Consider the following 15,594-nt stretch of genomic DNA (forward strand, 5'->3'; position numbering starts at 1 on the left):
CAAGTGATTGCCATGGCTGACTTTTTTTTGACTCGTCCGATTGTGCTGTGCGCCGACGATTTCGGGCTCGCGCCCGGTGTCAGCGACGCGATTGCCGAACTGATTGCGGCCGGCCGACTGTCCGCCACCAGTTGCATGAGCAACTGTGGCGACTGGCGACGCGGTGCGGCGATCCTGCGCGAGACGGTTGCAAGGCATCCGGCGGATGTCGGACTGCATCTGACCCTGACCGACCACGCGCCACTCAGCCCCGCACGCGGCCTGACTCACGGCGGGCGCCTGCCGGCCCTGTCGCGCCTGCTGCCACGCGCCCTCGCCCGCGGCCTGCCCGCCGCAGCGGTCCGTGACGAACTGCGCGCCCAACTCGATGCCTTTGAAGACCTGTGGAGCGCACCGCCGGATTACATCGACGGCCATCAGCATGTTCATCTGCTGCCCACCGTCCGCGAAGCGGTGGTGGATGAGCTAAGGCGACGTTATCCAGGCGGACGGGTGTGGGTGCGCGACTGCGTCGAGCCTGCGCCGCGCTGCGTGAAACGCGGCGTCTCGGTGCCCAAGGCGCTGTTCATCAGCCAGCTCGGGCGTGGGCTGCAGCGGCTCGGCCGCGAAGCAGGGCTGCCGATGAACGAGGGCTTTTCCGGGCTCCACGAGTTTGCTGCCGGACGTCCGTTTCGCGCGCGCATGCAAGCCTTCCTCAGCGGCCTTGGAGCGCGGCCGCTGGTGCATGTTCACCCGGGTCGCGTCGACGCTGCACTGCTCGCTTGCGACAGCCTCACCGCACCGCGCGAAGCAGAGCTGATCTACCTCGCAGGCGACGACTTCGCGACCGACCTTGCAGCCGAAGGCCTGCGTCTCGCCCGCTTCGCAGAGCTGATCGCGCATACCGGCAGGGCAAGCAGTGCGCCCAGCGCAAACAGCGGATCAATCAGGTAATCCCACAGATTGGGCGAAGCCAGCAGGTGCACGCGCCACCCGACAAGCGCCACCACCAGGGCCAGCGCCACCACCCGGAAACCCGTCATCCACGCCAGCACGCCCAGCCCACCGACGAGCACCGGCAGCGCGGGCGCGCCATAGCCCCAGAAATAGGGATCGACTGCAGTCAGGCCAAGTACCGCAGGATAGAACAGCACGCCGGTCAGCGCGGCCAGCGCAGCAAGCACGCGACGTTCGCCATCACGGAACAGCGGACCCCAGCCCGTACGCGCAATGAAGAGCGCTGCAAGCACCACAACGGTCACCAGCGACAGGTCCGCAAACAGCCCGCGCAAGGCGGCAATCAGACTCACCCCTGCCACCGGCACGCTGATCGCAACCGCAATGGTCGCGAGCACACCCAGCGCACGCGACGCTCTTCCGCCCAGTCCCGGCACACAGAGCGCGATGGCAAGGGCCCAGCCCAGGGTATCAGTGAGGGTCGCAATCACAGCTTGCTCTCCAGCCAGGCGCGGTTGAAACTCAGGTGGCGCACGAAACTGCGATTCCAGGTGTAGACAAGATGAAACTCGCCGTCGTCGGCGCGGATCAGATACGGATAGTCGTACTGCCAGTTGCACGTGTCGCCGTGACGGCACAGCGCCTGCTCGGCGTTGGCCGCAACTTCAGCCGGCGTCGGCCCCGGCCCGAGCGCGGCCAGATCGCCAGCAAGCACGGGACGGAACTGCTCGAGCGTAAGATCCTGCCCCAACTGGGCCTGACGGTCCTCGAAGCGATGGATGGCACGCCAGTGCGCGCCGCCATCCTCGCTCACCAGCAGCGACAGGCGCAGGCGTTCGTCCTCGGTATCGTTTGCGACCGCGATCAGGCGACCGTCGTCCAGACGCAGCGCAGCCAGCGCCGAGTTGGGGTTGGGCAGATCAGTCAGTTGCGGCGCGCTCCAGCTGCGCCCACCGTCCGCGGTCTCGCTGCGCCAGGCCCGCGGCGGGTTTTCGGCGCCATCGCGCATCAGCGCAATCGCGCGCAGGGCATCCTCAACCAGCACCACCGGCTGCAAGGTGCGGTGACCGTGATCCATGCGGATCTTGCGCCGGACCTCACCCGTTTCGGAGAGCACGAGCAGTTCGGCAAACTTGCCCGCAAGCTCGTGATATACCGGCACCCCGACTTCACCGTTGTCAAAGAACACCGGCCCACCTTTCACCAGGGTGCTCAGGTTGATGAAGGGCGACGTCACCAGGCGCGTGGCCGGCAACCAGCTGCGGCCAAGATCGGGCGAGCGCATCAGGTTGATGTGGCTGGTCGCCCACCCGCCCATGGTCACGCTGACATAGATCACCCACAGTTCGCCGTGCGGGGTCACAAACGCCACCGGATTGCCCATCTTGCGCACCAGCAGCCCGGTATCGGCCGTCGTCTGTTCCGGCGAGGCAATGGCGTGCTGTTCGCCCCAGGCCTGCGCGCCCGTCTCGCGGTAGGCTGCAAAGATCTTGACGTCGGTGCTGCCCTCGCGCTCCCCACCGAACCACACCGAGAACAGGCGGCCGTCGGGCAGCGCCGCAATCGACGCTGCATGCACCCGGGGCGGCGTTGCAGCATTCACGAGCGCGCTGCGCAGATAGGGCTCGGCCTCAGCGCCGGCATGCACGGACGGCGGCACGAAGCCGGGGGCGGCCGTACCGGAAAAACCCGGCCAGGCCACCCAGGCCGTGAGCAGGCAGATCAGCCCCCCGCCTAACCAGCGTCCTGCGTTCATTGCGCCCCCACCCTGAGCAGAAAGACCTGCGACAACGTGTCGGGACGCTTCGCCGGATTGAGAAAACGTGCATTGAGACGGGTCACCCGAAAGTCGGGATTGCTTGCCAGCACTTCGACGTGCAGCCCGGCCGCCTCAACCGCGTCGCGGCCCTTGTCCGAGGTGTAAAGCACAACCGGCGTCGTCATCGCCTGCAGCTGTGCAAGCGTCAGGGTCGGAGTCAGACGTGCGGTGGTGAAGTCGAAGCTGCCCGCCCGCCCGAGATCGTCGAGGTAGAACACCGATTCGGGATCGAGGGCAAGCTGTCCGACCGCTTCACCCAGCACGGTACCGGCCTGATAGCGCAGCAGATGCGGATAGAAGTTCCACGCCAGCAGGAAGTTGAACACCACCGCAGCGGCCACCGATGCCAGCACCACGCGCGCACCGCCCGTGCGACTCAGGCTCAGCGCCACGCCGGCGACCAGCAGCACGCCGCCAGCGGCCATCACGCCGGGATCCTGCAACGGAAAAACCCAGCCGTTGAGGACTGCTGCAAGAAGCACAAGCACCGCGACGGCAAGGCACTGGATCGCCCACACGCCGCGCGTTGCCGGCCGTTCGACCCGTGGCGCAAGCCAGACGGCGAGCACGATGGAGAACAGCGGCAGCAGGATATTGAGGTAATGCGGCAACTTGAACTGCGAGGCGGAAATGATCGCGAACAGCACGACGATCGTTCCCAGGGTGAGCATTTCCTCGCCCGCCTGCGGACGCAGTCTGCCGCGCAGCACGCGCGCGCCCTGCGACCATAACGCGATAAGCGTCAGAAACGACCACGGCAGGAAGGCCCACAGAAAAGTGTGGAAGAAGAACAGCGGGTCCTCGGCGCCGGCATTGCCGAAACGTTCGCCCGCCAGCCGCTCGAAGTTCTGCGACCACAGGATGAAGCGCACCCCGTCGGTCCCGAACTGCTGGTAGTAGGCAAACAGCACCGGGGCGGCAAAGACCAGCACGATCAGCGGCAGAGCCAGCCAGCGCGGATCGAACAGACGCGCCCAGTCGCGCCGGTAGAGCAGGTGAAGAAAGACGGCAATGCCCGGCATTGCCACCCCGATCATGCCCTTGGTCGAAAAGCCGAGCGCGAGCCCCAGCCCTGCCAGCACCAGGTTGCGCCAGCGCCCACCCGCCACAAACTCGGCCAGCTGCCAGATCGCGAACACGATCGATCCGGTCAGCAGCGCATCCATGCGGACATCGTTGTTGGCGAGAATGAACGCGATTGCGCTGGCGAGAATCAGGCCCGCCAGGCGACCGACCTCGGCCGAGTGCAGCAGACGTCCGAGACGGACCGTGGAATACACCGCCAGCAGCGAAAACAGCAGCGACGGCAGCTTGTAGGCAAAGGTGCTGACACCGAAAACCTTGAACGACAGGGCCGCCAGCCAGAACAGCAGATGCGGTTTGTCGAGGTAGTCGTGGCCCTGGGTGATCAGGCGCAACCAGTCGCCCGACAGGTGCATGTGCAGGGCAATACCGGCGTGATGCGCCGAATCATTGTTCATCAGCGGGACCATGGCCCCGCCGACATACACCACGAGCAACAGCAGATAGCAGAGCAGCGTGCTGCGTGCGTCCAGCCGCACGCTCAGACTCCGTAGTAGCCGCGGTACCACTCGATGAAGCGGCCGACACCATCGCTCACGCTGGTGGCCGGCACAAAGCCCGTCCACGCATTCAGCTCGGACGTGTCGGCGTAGGTCGCGGGCACGTCACCGTCCTGCAAGGGCATGAAGTTCTTCTCGGCCTTGCGCCCGAGGGCCTTCTCGATGGCCTCGACGAAGGCCATCAGCTCGACCGGATTGTTGTTGCCGATATTGAACACACGGAAAGGCGCATTGCTGCGGCTGGGATCGGGCTGGTCGGCATTGAAGCCAGCATCGGGCTCGGCCACATGGTCGAGCGTGCGCAGCACGCCTTCGACGATGTCGTCCACGAAGGTGAAGTCGCGCTTCATCTTGCCGTGGTTGAAGACGTCAATCGGCCGCCCTTCGAGAATCGCCTTGGTGAACAGGAACAGCGCCATGTCCGGCCGTCCCCAAGGTCCATAGACGGTGAAGAAGCGCAGCCCGGTGGTGGGCAGACCGTAGAGATGGCTGTAGGTATGCGCCATCAGTTCATTGGCCTTCTTGGTCGCGGCATACATGCTGACCGGGTGATCGACGCTGTCGTGCTCGGAGAAGGGCATGCGGGTGTTGCCACCGTACACGCTGGAGCTCGACGCATACACGAGGTGTTTCACCTTGCTGTAGCGGCAGCCTTCGAGGATGTTCATGAAGCCCACGATGTTGCTGTCGATATAGGCATGCGGATTCTCAAGCGAGTAGCGCACCCCGGCCTGGGCCGCTAGGTGGATGACGCGGTCGAACTTCTCCTCGGCAAACAGACGCTCCATGCCAGCACGGTCGGCGACGTCCATCTTCACGAAACGGAACGCGGGATGCGGCGTCAGCCGCGCCAGCCGGCTCTCTTTCAGGCTCGGGTCGTAATAGTCGTTGAGGTTGTCCAGCCCGACCACTTCATCGCCACGGGCGAGCAGGCGTTCGGAGGTGTGCATGCCGATAAAGCCGGCAGCGCCGGTGACGAGAATTTTCATGATGGCGATGAAATGGATGACAGGAATGCGCGGATTATCTCATGAGCGACATGACGATTGCCCTTCGATCATGTCACGCCCTTATACTTTCCCCGTCTCATCATTTCCGGCCACGATGCTGCATCGCCTGCCCTACTCCCTGCTGTGGTTGCTTGCCCTTCCCCTCGTCCTGCTCCGCCTGCTGTGGCGCGCGCGCAAGCAGCCCGCCTACCTCCGCCACGTGAGGGAACGCTTCGGCAGCTACGGCGTTCGCGCACCGGGCCCGACAATCTGGGTTCACGCGGTATCGGTCGGCGAAACACGGGCCGCCGAACCCTTGCTCCGCGCCCTGCTGGCACGCTGGCCCGAGCACACCATCGTGCTCACGCACATGACCCCGACCGGACGCGCAACCTCGAAGGCGCTGTTTGCAGACGAAGCCCGGGTGCTGCGCGTCTATCTGCCCTACGACCTCGGCTTCTTCGTTGGGCGCTTTCTGCGCCACTTTCATCCGGCCTTCGGCGTGATCATGGAAACCGAGCTTTGGCCCAACCTGCTTGCCGTCTGCCAGCAACGCAGGATTCCGGTGCTGCTCGCCAACGCCCGCCTGTCCCCCCGCTCTGCAAGTCGCTATGCCCGCTTCCCGTCACTGACCGGGCTCACCCTCGGCGCCCTGAGCGCCATCGGCGCCCAGACGGCCGCCGATGCGGCACGCCTGTCCGGGCTCGGCGCGCGCCGCGTCAGCATTACCGGCAACATCAAGTTCGACATGACGCCGCCCGAGGAAGCCCCCGCGCTGGCCCACATCTTTCGCACCCGTTGCGGCACGCGGCCGATCCTGCTTGCCGCGAGCACCCGCGACGGTGAGGAGACCCTGTTGCTGAACGCCTTCGCCCGTCTCGCGCCGCCCGAGCTCCTGCTGGTGATCGTGCCTCGCCACCCGCAGCGCTTCGATGAGGTCGGCGCACTCGTGCAGTCGCGCGGTCTGAAGCTGCAGCGGCGCAGCGACAATGCCCCTGTGGACAGAGATACCCGGGTCTGGCTCGGTGACTCGATGGGCGAAATGTTTGCCTACTACACCGTTGCGGATGTCGCGCTGATCGGCGGCAGCTGGCTGCCCCTCGGCGGACAGAACCTCATCGAAGCCTGCGCGGTGGGCACGCCGGTGCTGGTCGGCCCGCATACCTTCAATTTCGAACAGGTTGCACAGCAGGCGATCGAACATGGTGGCGCAGCACGGCTGGAAACGCTCGAGCAGGGCGTGCGCAACGCACTTGAGCTGATCGCCGATACCGACCGGCGCAACGAGATGTCACGGGCGGGGCTCGATTTTGCCGCCATCAACCGCGGCGCAACCGCGCGCACGGTAGACCTGCTGGCGGAAATAACGGCCTGAGTCGCCGCCCTGCAGGAAAGGCAGGCGGGCAGGACTCAGTCCATGCCCCATTTCTGCAGACGGTAGCGTAGCTGACGCAAGGTCATGCCGAGCTGGCGCGCCGCAGCAGAGCGGTTCCAGCGGTTTTCGTCGAGCGCACGCAAGACATTGATGCGCTCGTCGTCGGAGTCGGCCACATCGTCGTCTTCGCCCGTGTCCAGGTCGAGCCCCGTCTGCGTCAGCCCCTCGCACTGCTGCAGATCGAGATCGGCAGCAGTGATCTGGTCGGATTCGCACAGCGCACAGGCACGCTCGAGCAGGTTTTCCAGCTCGCGCACATTACCCGGAAAGCTGTGTCGGGAGAGGGCAGCAAGCGCATCGGGCGACAACTGCCGGACCGCCCCGCCCTCACGCTCGGCCAGTCGTCCGAGCACATGCGCAGCAAGATCGGGAATGTCTTCCGGACGCTCCCGCAGCGGCGGCACCCGCAGGGTGATCACGTTGATGCGGAAGTAGAGATCCTGACGGAAGCGGTTTTCATTCACCAGCTGCGCCAGGTCGCGGTGCGACGCAGAGAGAATGCGGACATCGACCGATTCTTCGGCATGCGCACCGACCGGGCGCACTGCGCGCTCCTGGATGGCACGCAAGAGCTTGACCTGCATCGACAGGGGCAGCTCGCCGACCTCGTCGAGGAACAGGGTGCCGCCGTTTGCAGCCTGGAACAACCCTTCCTTGTCGGTCGCCGCACCGGTGAAGCTGCCCTTGCGATGACCGAAGAACTCGCTCTCCATCAGCTCCGGCGAGATCGCACCGCAGTTTACCGGCACGAAGGGGGCGGCCGCCCGCGCTCCAAGACTGTGGATCAGGCGCGCGATCACTTCCTTGCCCGTACCTGACTCCCCATGGATGAAGACCGGCGCCTGATTGCGCGCCAGCTTCTCGACCTGCACCCGCAACTGCGCCAGCGCAGCCGAGGTCCCGATCAGCTTGCGCCCGCCTTCGCCCTGCGCCTCATCCGACGGCGCCTGCAGCTTCAGTGCGTGCGTCACCAGTTCGCGCAAGGCCTTGAGCTCAACCGGCTTGGTCACGAAATCGAAGGCGCCGACCTTGAGCGCACGGATCGCGGTCTCGATACTGCCAAAGGCGGTGATCACGGCCACCGGCAGGCCCGGGTACTGGCGCTGGATGTGCTCAACCAGCTCCAGCCCGTCGCCATCGGGAAGTCGCATGTCGGTCAGGCAGAGGCGATAGCGGCGACCTTCGAGCAGGGTCCTGGCTTCGGCCACCGTGCCCGCTGCATCGCAACCCAGCCCCATGCGCATCAGCGAGAGCTCGAGCAGTTCGCGGATATCTTCCTCGTCATCGATCACCAGCACATCCACGCTGGCGCTGCGGTTACGGCGATCTGAAACGCTCATGGACAACTCCGTCCGGTCAGCACGAAATGCGCGCCAGTGGAGTCCGACACGAGCTCCAGTATGGCGTCGTTGGCGTCGGCAAGCTCGCGGGCAATATACAGCCCGAGGCCGGTACCTTTGGCGTGCGTGGTGAAGAAGGGCTCGAACAGGTGGGCACGGGTGTTCTTGTCCAGCCCCGGTCCGTCATCCTGCACATGCAAGCGTACACAGTCGTCGGCGCCCACGTCTGCGCGGATGCGCACCGAGCCCGGCTGGGCAGAGCAGTAACGGCGAGCGTTGCCCAGCAGGTTGTCGAGAATCTGGTGCAGGTGCGCGCGATCGATTGCGAGCGTGAGCTCAGGGTCGATCTCGACGCTGAAAATCGCGCGTTCGGCCCCGTCGCGCAGACCCTGCGCATCGACCACCTCGGTCACGAACCGGGCAAGTGGCAGCGCCTCGGGCTGCGCCTGCTGACGACGCCCGAGGGCGAGCACGTCGCGGATCATGCGCTCGATGCGCTGCGCGTTGTCGTTGATGATGCGCGCCAGCCGGCCCTGCATGTCGGCCCGCTTCTCCTCCTGAAGCAGCTCTGCCGCCTGGGTGACGGCCGACAGCGGATTGCGGATCTCATGCGCCATGCTGGCCGTCAGCCGCCCCAGCGCCGCAAGCTTGAGTTGCTGCATCTGGCGCTGGATATCCTCGAAGTCAGTCAGGTAGATCAGGACATCGCCCCCGGTTGCCGCTTCGGAATCCGCTTCCATCACGCGACAGCGCAGCAGCCTGCGTGCAGGCCCGAGCCGCATCAGACGCCCGTCGGCACCGCCACACTGCGCGCGGCAGTCGCCGAACGCGGGGTCGATGTCGGCCAGGGCCAGTCCATCCATGCTCTGCAAGCCCAGCAGGGCAGCCGCCTGAGGATTGGCCTGGCGGACGAAACCGTCGGGCCCGAGCACGATCACGCCATCGCGCATGTCGCGGATGATGCGTTCATTGACCGCCTGCTGCTTGACCAGCTCCTTGCCACGTCTTTCGGCAAGCGAAGCGTTGTTCTTGGCCCGCAGCGCAAGCAGGCGCGCCACCAGCGCGATACCGAAGAACGCGATGCAGGTGATGCCGACCTGCAGAAAATCGCCCGGCGTGCCGTCGGCGATGAAACGCCAGCCATTCTCGGTGAGCACGGCCAGCGTCGTCAGCGCCGCAAGAAAGAGCACCATGCGCCCTTCGGCCACCAGCCCCGCACCTGCGAGCACGATCATCATCAGCACCGGCATGCCGCTGCGGAATCCGCCACTGGACCACATGAACGCCGTCAGCATGAACACGTCGATGACGACCTGCAGCGTCACCAGACGGTCGAAACCCATGCGTCGTGCAGCATCGGGGAAGCCGAGGGTCAGAACGGCCCCGAGATAGCAGATCGCGGTGACGAGAAAGATGGTCGGGTGTTCGCTGCCCAGATTGAGCTCACGTCCGCCCACCAGGAAGATGCCGGCGATGATGAGCCGGAACAGGTTGAAAAAGCGCAGCGACTGCAGTCGCGCAGGGTCGACGCCGGACAGCACGGACTCACCCAAGCCTATTCTCCCCGGCCGGCATTACCCAGACGGCGGTGCCCTTCGCTGCAGTAAAAACCGCTTTCGTCGCGAACGCCTTCGCTCTCAGGGACATGCACGCCGCAATGCGCGCAGGCCAGCACCCGCTCGGGCTCGTTCAGGCGCGGCTCGCGCCCAGCGCCACGCCGCGGTCGCTTGAGGGCACGACGCACCCACCAGATACCACCCAGTACCAGCAGAAAGATCAGCAGATTGCGCACGATGGAAAGCCGGCCGCGAGAGAAAATAAGACCGCAAGTTTACCACGCAGGACGGCAGCAACGCCGCCACCCGCGGGGCCTGCCGCCGGCGGCCGAGGCGCACCGAAGGGCAGGCGAAGCGGATTGGCGAGCCTGACGTCAGCGCAGCGTCTGCAGACGCTCGCAGGCCGCAGCGAGCGTGTTTTCGTTCTTGGCAAAGCAGAAGCGGATCACGCCTTCGTCACGACCGTCGGCAAAGAATGCGGACACCGGGATCGCGGCCACCCCCGCCTCACGCGTCAGCCAGTCGCAGAACGCCGTATCGGGCTGATCCGAAATCGCGCCGTAGCGGGCAAGCTGAAAATAGGTGCCGCCCGATGGCAGGAGCTCGAAGCGGGCGCCGGCAAGCCCGGCACGAAAATAATCGCGCTTGGCCTGATAGAAGGCCGACAGCTGCAGATGCCGGCTGGCATCCGCCATGTAGTCCGCGAGCGCAAGCTGCACCGGGGTGTTTACGGTAAACACGTTGAACTGGTGAACCTTGCGGAACTCCGCCATCAGTTCGCGCGGCGCCACCACGTACCCCACCTTCCAGCCGGTGATGTGATAGGTCTTGCCGAAGCTCGACACGACGATGCTGCGTGCAGCCAGCTCCGGATGCGCGGCGCAGCTCTGATGCGCCGCGCCATCGAACACGATGTGCTCGTACACCTCGTCCGACACCACCACGATGCCGGTGTTGCGGGTGAGCGCTGCAAGCTGGGCGAGATCGTCCGCGGACCACACGGTCGCGGTCGGGTTGTGTGGCGAGTTGATCATGATCATCCGCGTCCGCGGCCCGATCGCTGCTGCGACTGCAGCCCAGTCGGGACGGTAATCCGGTGCCCGCAACTGCATGCGGACGACCTTGCCACCGGCCAGCTCGATCGCCGGCCCGTAGGAGTCGTACACCGGCTCGAACACAATCACTTCATCACCGGCATGAACCAGCGCACTGACCGCGGTGAACAAGGCCTGCGTGGCGCCGGCGGTCACCGTGACCTCATGCTCAACATCGTAGCGCGTTCCGTACAGCGACTCGACCTTGCGTACGATGGCTTCGCGCAGGGGCAGACAGCCCGCCATCGGGGCATATTGATTGAAGCCCGCCCTCATCCAGTGGGCGACACGCTCGAACAGCACGTCCTCCGCATTGAAGTCAGGAAAGCCCTGTGACAGGTTGATTGCACCGCACTCCTGCGCAAGCCGGGACATGACGGTGAAGATGGTAGTGCCGACAGTCGGCAGGCGCGATTCGATCGGTGCGGGAAAATGCGGCATGGGAATCCTGGCGGATCGGCAATGGCTGGGATTTGCATTTTCGCAGAGTCGCGCCCGATCGCAAGCGCCGCGCCACCGGGCATTCGGACTTGCGGACAGACCCGAGGACTGGCACATTCCAAGGCTTAACTTGCCCCAGAGAGCAGGAGACAGGACCGTAGCAGGCCTGCGGCGACGCACTTTGCCGCCCGCACCCGAGCCCGGTCCGGATCCACACCATGTTCGTACAACCCGTTCCGACGCTGTGCCGCGATGGCGACAGCCTGCTGATACTCGACCAGACTGCGCTGCCATGGCGGCGTGAGCAGTGTCGCCTGAATACCCTCGACGAGGTGGCGCACGCCATCCGGACCATGCAGGTTCGCGGCGCGCCGCTGATTGGTGCCACGGCTGCAATGGGGGTTGCGCTCGCCCTCACCCGCGCGGGCGCTGAAGACGAACAGCTCGAACACGCCCTGACACTGCTCGCCGCCACACGCCCGACCGCGGTCAATCTGCACTGGGCGCTGAACCGTATGGCCGGCATTCTGCGTCCGCTGCCGGCGGCCCGACGCACTGCCACGGCGTGGGACGCCGCCGCTGCGATCTGCGCCGACGACGCCGCGACATGCGACGCCATCGGCCGTCACGGCCTCGCCCTGCTGCGCGGGCTTCCCGCCCGTAGCGGTCGCCCCTTGCGTGTGATGACCCACTGCAACGCCGGCTGGCTGGCCACACTCGGCGCAGGCACGGCGCTCGCCCCCGTCTACGCAGCCCAGGCCGCCGGGGTCGACATCGAAGTCATCGCCAGCGAAACCCGTCCGCGCAACCAGGGCCTGCTCACCGCCTGGGAACTACGCGAAGCCGATGTACCGCACATGCTGATCGCCGACAACGCCGCCGGCCACCTGCTGATGCATGGCGAGGCGGACGTGGTGATCACCGGGGCCGACCGCATTGCCGCCAACGGCGACAGTGCGAACAAGATCGGCACCCTGCTCAAGGCGCTTGCCGCGCGGGCCGCTGGCATTCCCTTTTACATTGCCGCGCCCTATTCGACGCTCGATTTCGCCAGCCCCGACGGGGCCGCGATTCCGATCGAGGATCGCGGGGCCGACGAGGTCTGCTCGTCCATTGGTGTCGACGCACGCGACGAAGCCATCTCGCTGCGCATCGCGCCCGCCGGCACGCGTGCGGCCAACCCCGCTTTCGACGTCACGCCGGCCGGCCTGATCACCGGCATCATCACTGAACGCGGCGTGATCGCACCCGAGGCCCTGAGCAGCACCTACTCGGGGAGCCACGAATGAGCATCACCGAAGAAGGTCTGCGCGAGGAGCTGTTCGCCACTGCGCTGGAAATGGGGCGCAGCGGCCTCAACGTCGGCACCTCGGGCAATGCCAGCGTGCGCTGGGGCACGGGTCTGCTGATCACACCCAGCGGCATCGCCGCGAGTGCCTGCACTCCGGCCGACATGGTGGTACTCGGCGCCGACGGCAGCGCCAAGGGCTCACTGGCACCGTCGTCCGAGTGGCAACTGCATCGTGACATCTACGCGGCCTGCCCCGGCGCGGGCGCGATTCTTCATGCCCACTCCCCCTTTGCCACCGCGCTCGCGTGCCAGCGCAGGCACATCCCGCCCTTCCATTACATGATTGCCCGCTTCGGCGGCACCGACGTGCGTTGTGCCCCTTATGCCACTTTCGGCACCCAGGCCCTGTCGGATGCTGCCGTCGCCGCACTCGTCGACCGCAGCGCCTGTCTGCTCGCGAACCACGGCATGGTGGTGTTCGGGCGCGATCTCGCGCACGCACTCGCTCAGGCCATCGAGTTCGAAACCCTGTGCGAACAGTACTGGCGCAGCCTGCAACTCGGTGACCCGGTCCTGCTCTCGGCCGCCGAAATGGCAGAGGTCATCGAACGCTTCCGCTGGTACGGCCGCCCCCGCGATGCCAGCGCATCGTGAGCACCTCCGACACGCCAGCCCCGCTCATGACGACGCTCCCTTCGGCATGAACCGGCCGCCACTGCTGCCACTGGCGGGCACACTGCTCCGCCTCTCTCTGCCGCTGATCGTCTTTGCCGCCATCTGGGGCGGACTGGGCAAGCTCGAGCAGCAGGCCCGCGAAGGGGAGGAGCGACAGAACATCTCCGTCTTCCAGCGCACCGCCGCGCAACAGGTCGAGCGCCTGCGCAGCGAGCTCGGGAGCACACGCATCGAACGTGGCGCAGACCCGCGCAAGCTGGTGGCCCGGGTACTGGACAACCGGCGCGATGCGCGCGATGTCAGTCTCGAAATCATCGAGCTTGGTCACGGTCAGCCCAAACTGATCTATCAGGACCCCGACCTGCGCCCGAACACCATGATGTATGTCGAACAGCTCATGGTCGGGCAACAGCGCTGGCTCGTCGAAGTCTCCCCTCTGCCCGGCCACTACCTGCTGAACCCAAGCCAGTCGGTCGAAACCCTGCGCTGGGGTGCCCCGCTGATCGGACTCCTCGGCGCCCTGCTGGTTGCGCTGCTGCAGTCGCGCGGGCGCAGCGTCAAGCGCCAGGTGCTGCGCCAGACCAGTGCGCTCGAGCACATGAATCACCAGCTCGAACGCAGCAACAGTGCCCTGCAGGCGGAGATCGCACGCAGCACCGAAGCCGAGCGCAGCCTGCGCAACACGACCACGCTACAGCGTGCCATCCTCGACGGCTCGGAATACGCGATCGTATCGACCGACACCAATGGCCTGATCGAACTCTTCAATCCGGCAGCCGAACGCATCTTTGGCTGGCGCGCCGACGAGCTCGTCGGCCGGGCCACTCCGCTGCTGTTCTGCCCGGAAGACGAACTCGCCCGTCTGGAAACCCGCGACGGCCCCGGATTCTTCGCGATGATTGGCCAGGCCCGCGCCGGCCATGCAGCAGAACCCCGCGAAATGACCCTGCGCCGCAAGGACGGCCACGAGTTTCCGGCCAGCCTCTCGGTGTCGCCACTCCACGGTCCGGATGGCGCAATTCGCGGCTATCTGGGCATCGCCTCCGACATTGGCCGGCAGAAAGCGGCCGAATCCCGCATCCGCTTTCTCGCCCATTACGACGCTCTGACCGAACTGCCCAACCGCAACTATCTCGGTCAGCGTCTGGCCGAGGCGCAGGAGCAATGCCGTCGCCGCGGCGAGCCGCTGGCGCTGCTCTTTCTCGATCTGGACCGCTTCAAGTACGTCAATGACTCGCTCGGCCACCACGCGGGCGACCTGCTGCTGCAGGCGGTATCAAGACGCTTCATGACCTGTGTCCGGGCAGAGGACACGGTGGCGCGCACCGGGGGTGACGAATTCGTGATCCTGCTGCCTTCACTGCCAGACCGCAGCCGCGCCATCGAAGTGGCAGAGCGCGTCCTGGCCGCATTGCGCGAACCCTTCGACATCCGCAGCCAGCGCCTGACGATCTCGCCCAGCATCGGCATCGCCCTTTATCCGGAAGACGGCGACGACGCCGAAACACTGATCAAGCACGCCGACGCCGCCATGTATCAGGCCAAGGCGGCCGGACGTAACGCCTATCGCTTCTACGACAGCCAGTATTCCCGCGAGGTATCCGATCGACTGGTACTTGAGAATGAACTGCGCCTCGCGCTCGAGCACAAGCAGTTCACCCTCCATTACCAGCCGCAACTCGATGTCCACAGTGGCGAGATCACCGGGATCGAGGCGCTACTGCGCTGGCAGCATCCGCAACAGGGCCTGGTGCCGCCCGATCGTTTCATTCCGATTGCAGAAGACTGCGGCCTGATCGTTCCGATTGGCGACTGGGTGCTGCGCGCCGCCTGCGCGCAGGCACATGCCTGGCGCGTCGCCGGCCTGCTCGATGCGCCGATGGCGGTCAATCTGTCGGCACGCCAGTTCGACCAGCCCGATTTGCCCGAGCAGATCGCCAGCGTGCTGGAGGCGACCGGACTGCCTGCCTCCCGCCTGGAGCTGGAACTGACCGAGAGCCTCGTGATGCGCGAACCCGAGCGCAGTTCGGACACGCTGAGCCGGTGCAAGGCGCTCGGACTGACGATTGCGATCGACGATTTCGGCACCGGCTACTCCAGCCTCGCCTATCTGCGGCGCTTCCCCATCGACCGCCTGAAGATCGACCGCTCCTTCATCAAGGACATCGTCGACGAACCGGACGACGCCGCCATTGCACAAGCCATCATCGCGATGGCACACAGTCTGAGGCTGGACGTCGTTGCCGAAGGCGTGGAAAGCGAAGCGCAACTGCGCCTGCTGCGCCAGTGGCAGTGCGGCATCTATCAGGGTTTTCTTTCGAGCCGTCCCTTGCCGGGAGACGCTCTCACGGCACTGCTGCGCGGCATGAAAGCCGTCGGGGTCGCCGAACTCGCGCCGCCACCGCTGCAGCACTGACGGCGACCACCGGGGCCGG

12 protein-coding genes are annotated in these 15,594 nt (G+C 65.8%); 5 read left to right on the forward strand and 7 right to left on the reverse strand.

Going from position 1 to position 15,594, the window contains the following annotated elements:
- The first annotated feature begins 27 nt into the window (after positions 1-27).
- Entirely contained in the window at positions 28-933 is a 906-nt protein-coding gene (locus CEW87_RS02725; protein WP_234421644.1) for a ChbG/HpnK family deacetylase, read from the forward strand.
- Between the two features lie 490 nt (positions 934-1,423).
- Here the strand turns inward: CEW87_RS02725 and CEW87_RS02730 are convergent, their stop codons facing one another.
- Genes CEW87_RS02730 through CEW87_RS02740 form a run of 3 tightly spaced genes read right to left on the reverse strand, consistent with a single transcriptional unit; the run spans position 1,424 to position 5,327 of the window.
- On the reverse strand, positions 1,424-2,692 hold the full coding sequence (locus CEW87_RS02730) for a sialidase family protein (RefSeq protein WP_108971357.1): 1,269 nt from the start codon (positions 2,690-2,692) through the stop codon (positions 1,424-1,426).
- Complete coding sequence (locus CEW87_RS02735) at positions 2,689-4,317, reverse strand: ArnT family glycosyltransferase (protein ID WP_108971358.1); 1,629 nt, start codon at positions 4,315-4,317, stop codon at positions 2,689-2,691. The genes CEW87_RS02730 and CEW87_RS02735 overlap by 4 nt, the downstream gene beginning before the upstream one ends.
- A 2-nt stretch (positions 4,318-4,319) precedes the next feature.
- Positions 4,320-5,327 carry an NAD-dependent epimerase gene (locus CEW87_RS02740; RefSeq protein WP_108971359.1) on the reverse strand — a complete coding sequence of 336 codons (1,008 nt, stop codon included), beginning with the start codon at positions 5,325-5,327 and terminating at the stop codon, positions 4,320-4,322.
- Positions 5,328-5,442: 115 nt separating this feature from the next.
- On the opposite strand from CEW87_RS02740, the gene waaA reads away from it, so the two are divergent.
- Positions 5,443-6,702 (forward strand): lipid IV(A) 3-deoxy-D-manno-octulosonic acid transferase, encoded by a 1,260-nt coding sequence (gene waaA / locus CEW87_RS02745; protein ID WP_108971360.1) that lies wholly within the window; start codon positions 5,443-5,445, stop codon positions 6,700-6,702.
- A 35-nt stretch (positions 6,703-6,737) separates the two neighbouring features.
- Here the strand turns inward: waaA and CEW87_RS02750 are convergent, their stop codons facing one another.
- The 4 genes from CEW87_RS02750 to CEW87_RS02765 form a co-directional block, all read right to left on the reverse strand.
- Positions 6,738-8,102, reverse strand: coding sequence for a sigma-54-dependent transcriptional regulator (locus CEW87_RS02750; protein WP_108971361.1), 1,365 nt, complete (start codon positions 8,100-8,102; stop codon positions 6,738-6,740).
- On the reverse strand, positions 8,099-9,655 hold the full coding sequence (locus CEW87_RS02755; RefSeq protein ID WP_108971362.1) for a sensor histidine kinase: 1,557 nt from the start codon (positions 9,653-9,655) through the stop codon (positions 8,099-8,101). The genes CEW87_RS02750 and CEW87_RS02755 overlap by 4 nt, the downstream gene beginning before the upstream one ends.
- Before the next feature lie 2 nt (positions 9,656-9,657).
- Positions 9,658-9,894 carry a PP0621 family protein gene (locus CEW87_RS02760; RefSeq protein ID WP_108971363.1) on the reverse strand — a complete coding sequence of 79 codons (237 nt, stop codon included), beginning with the start codon at positions 9,892-9,894 and terminating at the stop codon, positions 9,658-9,660.
- Positions 9,895-10,032: 138 nt separating this feature from the next.
- Complete coding sequence (locus CEW87_RS02765; protein ID WP_108971364.1) at positions 10,033-11,193, reverse strand: pyridoxal phosphate-dependent aminotransferase; 1,161 nt, start codon at positions 11,191-11,193, stop codon at positions 10,033-10,035.
- Between the two features lie 218 nt (positions 11,194-11,411).
- On the opposite strand from CEW87_RS02765, the gene mtnA reads away from it, so the two are divergent.
- Genes mtnA through CEW87_RS02780 form a run of 3 tightly spaced genes read left to right on the forward strand, consistent with a single transcriptional unit; the run spans position 11,412 to position 15,575 of the window.
- A complete protein-coding gene (gene mtnA, locus CEW87_RS02770; RefSeq protein WP_108971365.1) occupies positions 11,412-12,482 on the forward strand; it encodes an S-methyl-5-thioribose-1-phosphate isomerase in 1,071 nt (356 codons plus the stop codon).
- The gene (locus CEW87_RS02775; protein WP_108971366.1) at positions 12,479-13,138 is read left to right on the forward strand and encodes a class II aldolase/adducin family protein; all 660 of its coding nucleotides are present in this window, start codon (positions 12,479-12,481) and stop codon (positions 13,136-13,138) included. Before mtnA ends, CEW87_RS02775 begins: the two co-directional genes overlap by 4 nt.
- Positions 13,139-13,184: 46 nt before the next feature.
- Positions 13,185-15,575, forward strand: a complete 2,391-nt coding sequence (locus tag CEW87_RS02780) for a putative bifunctional diguanylate cyclase/phosphodiesterase (protein ID WP_159098065.1) — start codon at positions 13,185-13,187, stop codon at positions 15,573-15,575.
- The last annotated feature ends 19 nt before the right edge of the window (positions 15,576-15,594 follow it).

It is taken from the genome of Parazoarcus communis (genome assembly GCF_003111665.1).
Classification (GTDB): Bacteria; Pseudomonadota; Gammaproteobacteria; order Burkholderiales; family Rhodocyclaceae; genus Parazoarcus; species Parazoarcus communis_B.

Bases quoted from the DNA above. Each gene is read 5' to 3' on its own strand.
- CEW87_RS02730 (WP_108971357.1), bottom strand. From the start codon at position 2,692: ATGAACGCAGGACGCTGGTTAGGCGGGGGGCTGATCTGCCTGCTCACG.
- CEW87_RS02740 (WP_108971359.1), bottom strand. From the start codon at position 5,327: ATGAAAATTCTCGTCACCGGCGCTGCCGGCTTTATCGGCATGCACACC.
- waaA (WP_108971360.1), top strand. From the start codon at position 5,443: ATGCTGCATCGCCTGCCCTACTCCCTGCTGTGGTTGCTTGCCCTTCCC.
- CEW87_RS02750 (WP_108971361.1), bottom strand. From the start codon at position 8,102: ATGAGCGTTTCAGATCGCCGTAACCGCAGCGCCAGCGTGGATGTGCTG.
- CEW87_RS02765 (WP_108971364.1), bottom strand. From the start codon at position 11,193: ATGCCGCATTTTCCCGCACCGATCGAATCGCGCCTGCCGACTGTCGGC.
- mtnA (WP_108971365.1), top strand. From the start codon at position 11,412: ATGTTCGTACAACCCGTTCCGACGCTGTGCCGCGATGGCGACAGCCTG.
- CEW87_RS02775 (WP_108971366.1), top strand. From the start codon at position 12,479: ATGAGCATCACCGAAGAAGGTCTGCGCGAGGAGCTGTTCGCCACTGCG.
- CEW87_RS02780 (WP_159098065.1), top strand. From the start codon at position 13,185: ATGAACCGGCCGCCACTGCTGCCACTGGCGGGCACACTGCTCCGCCTC.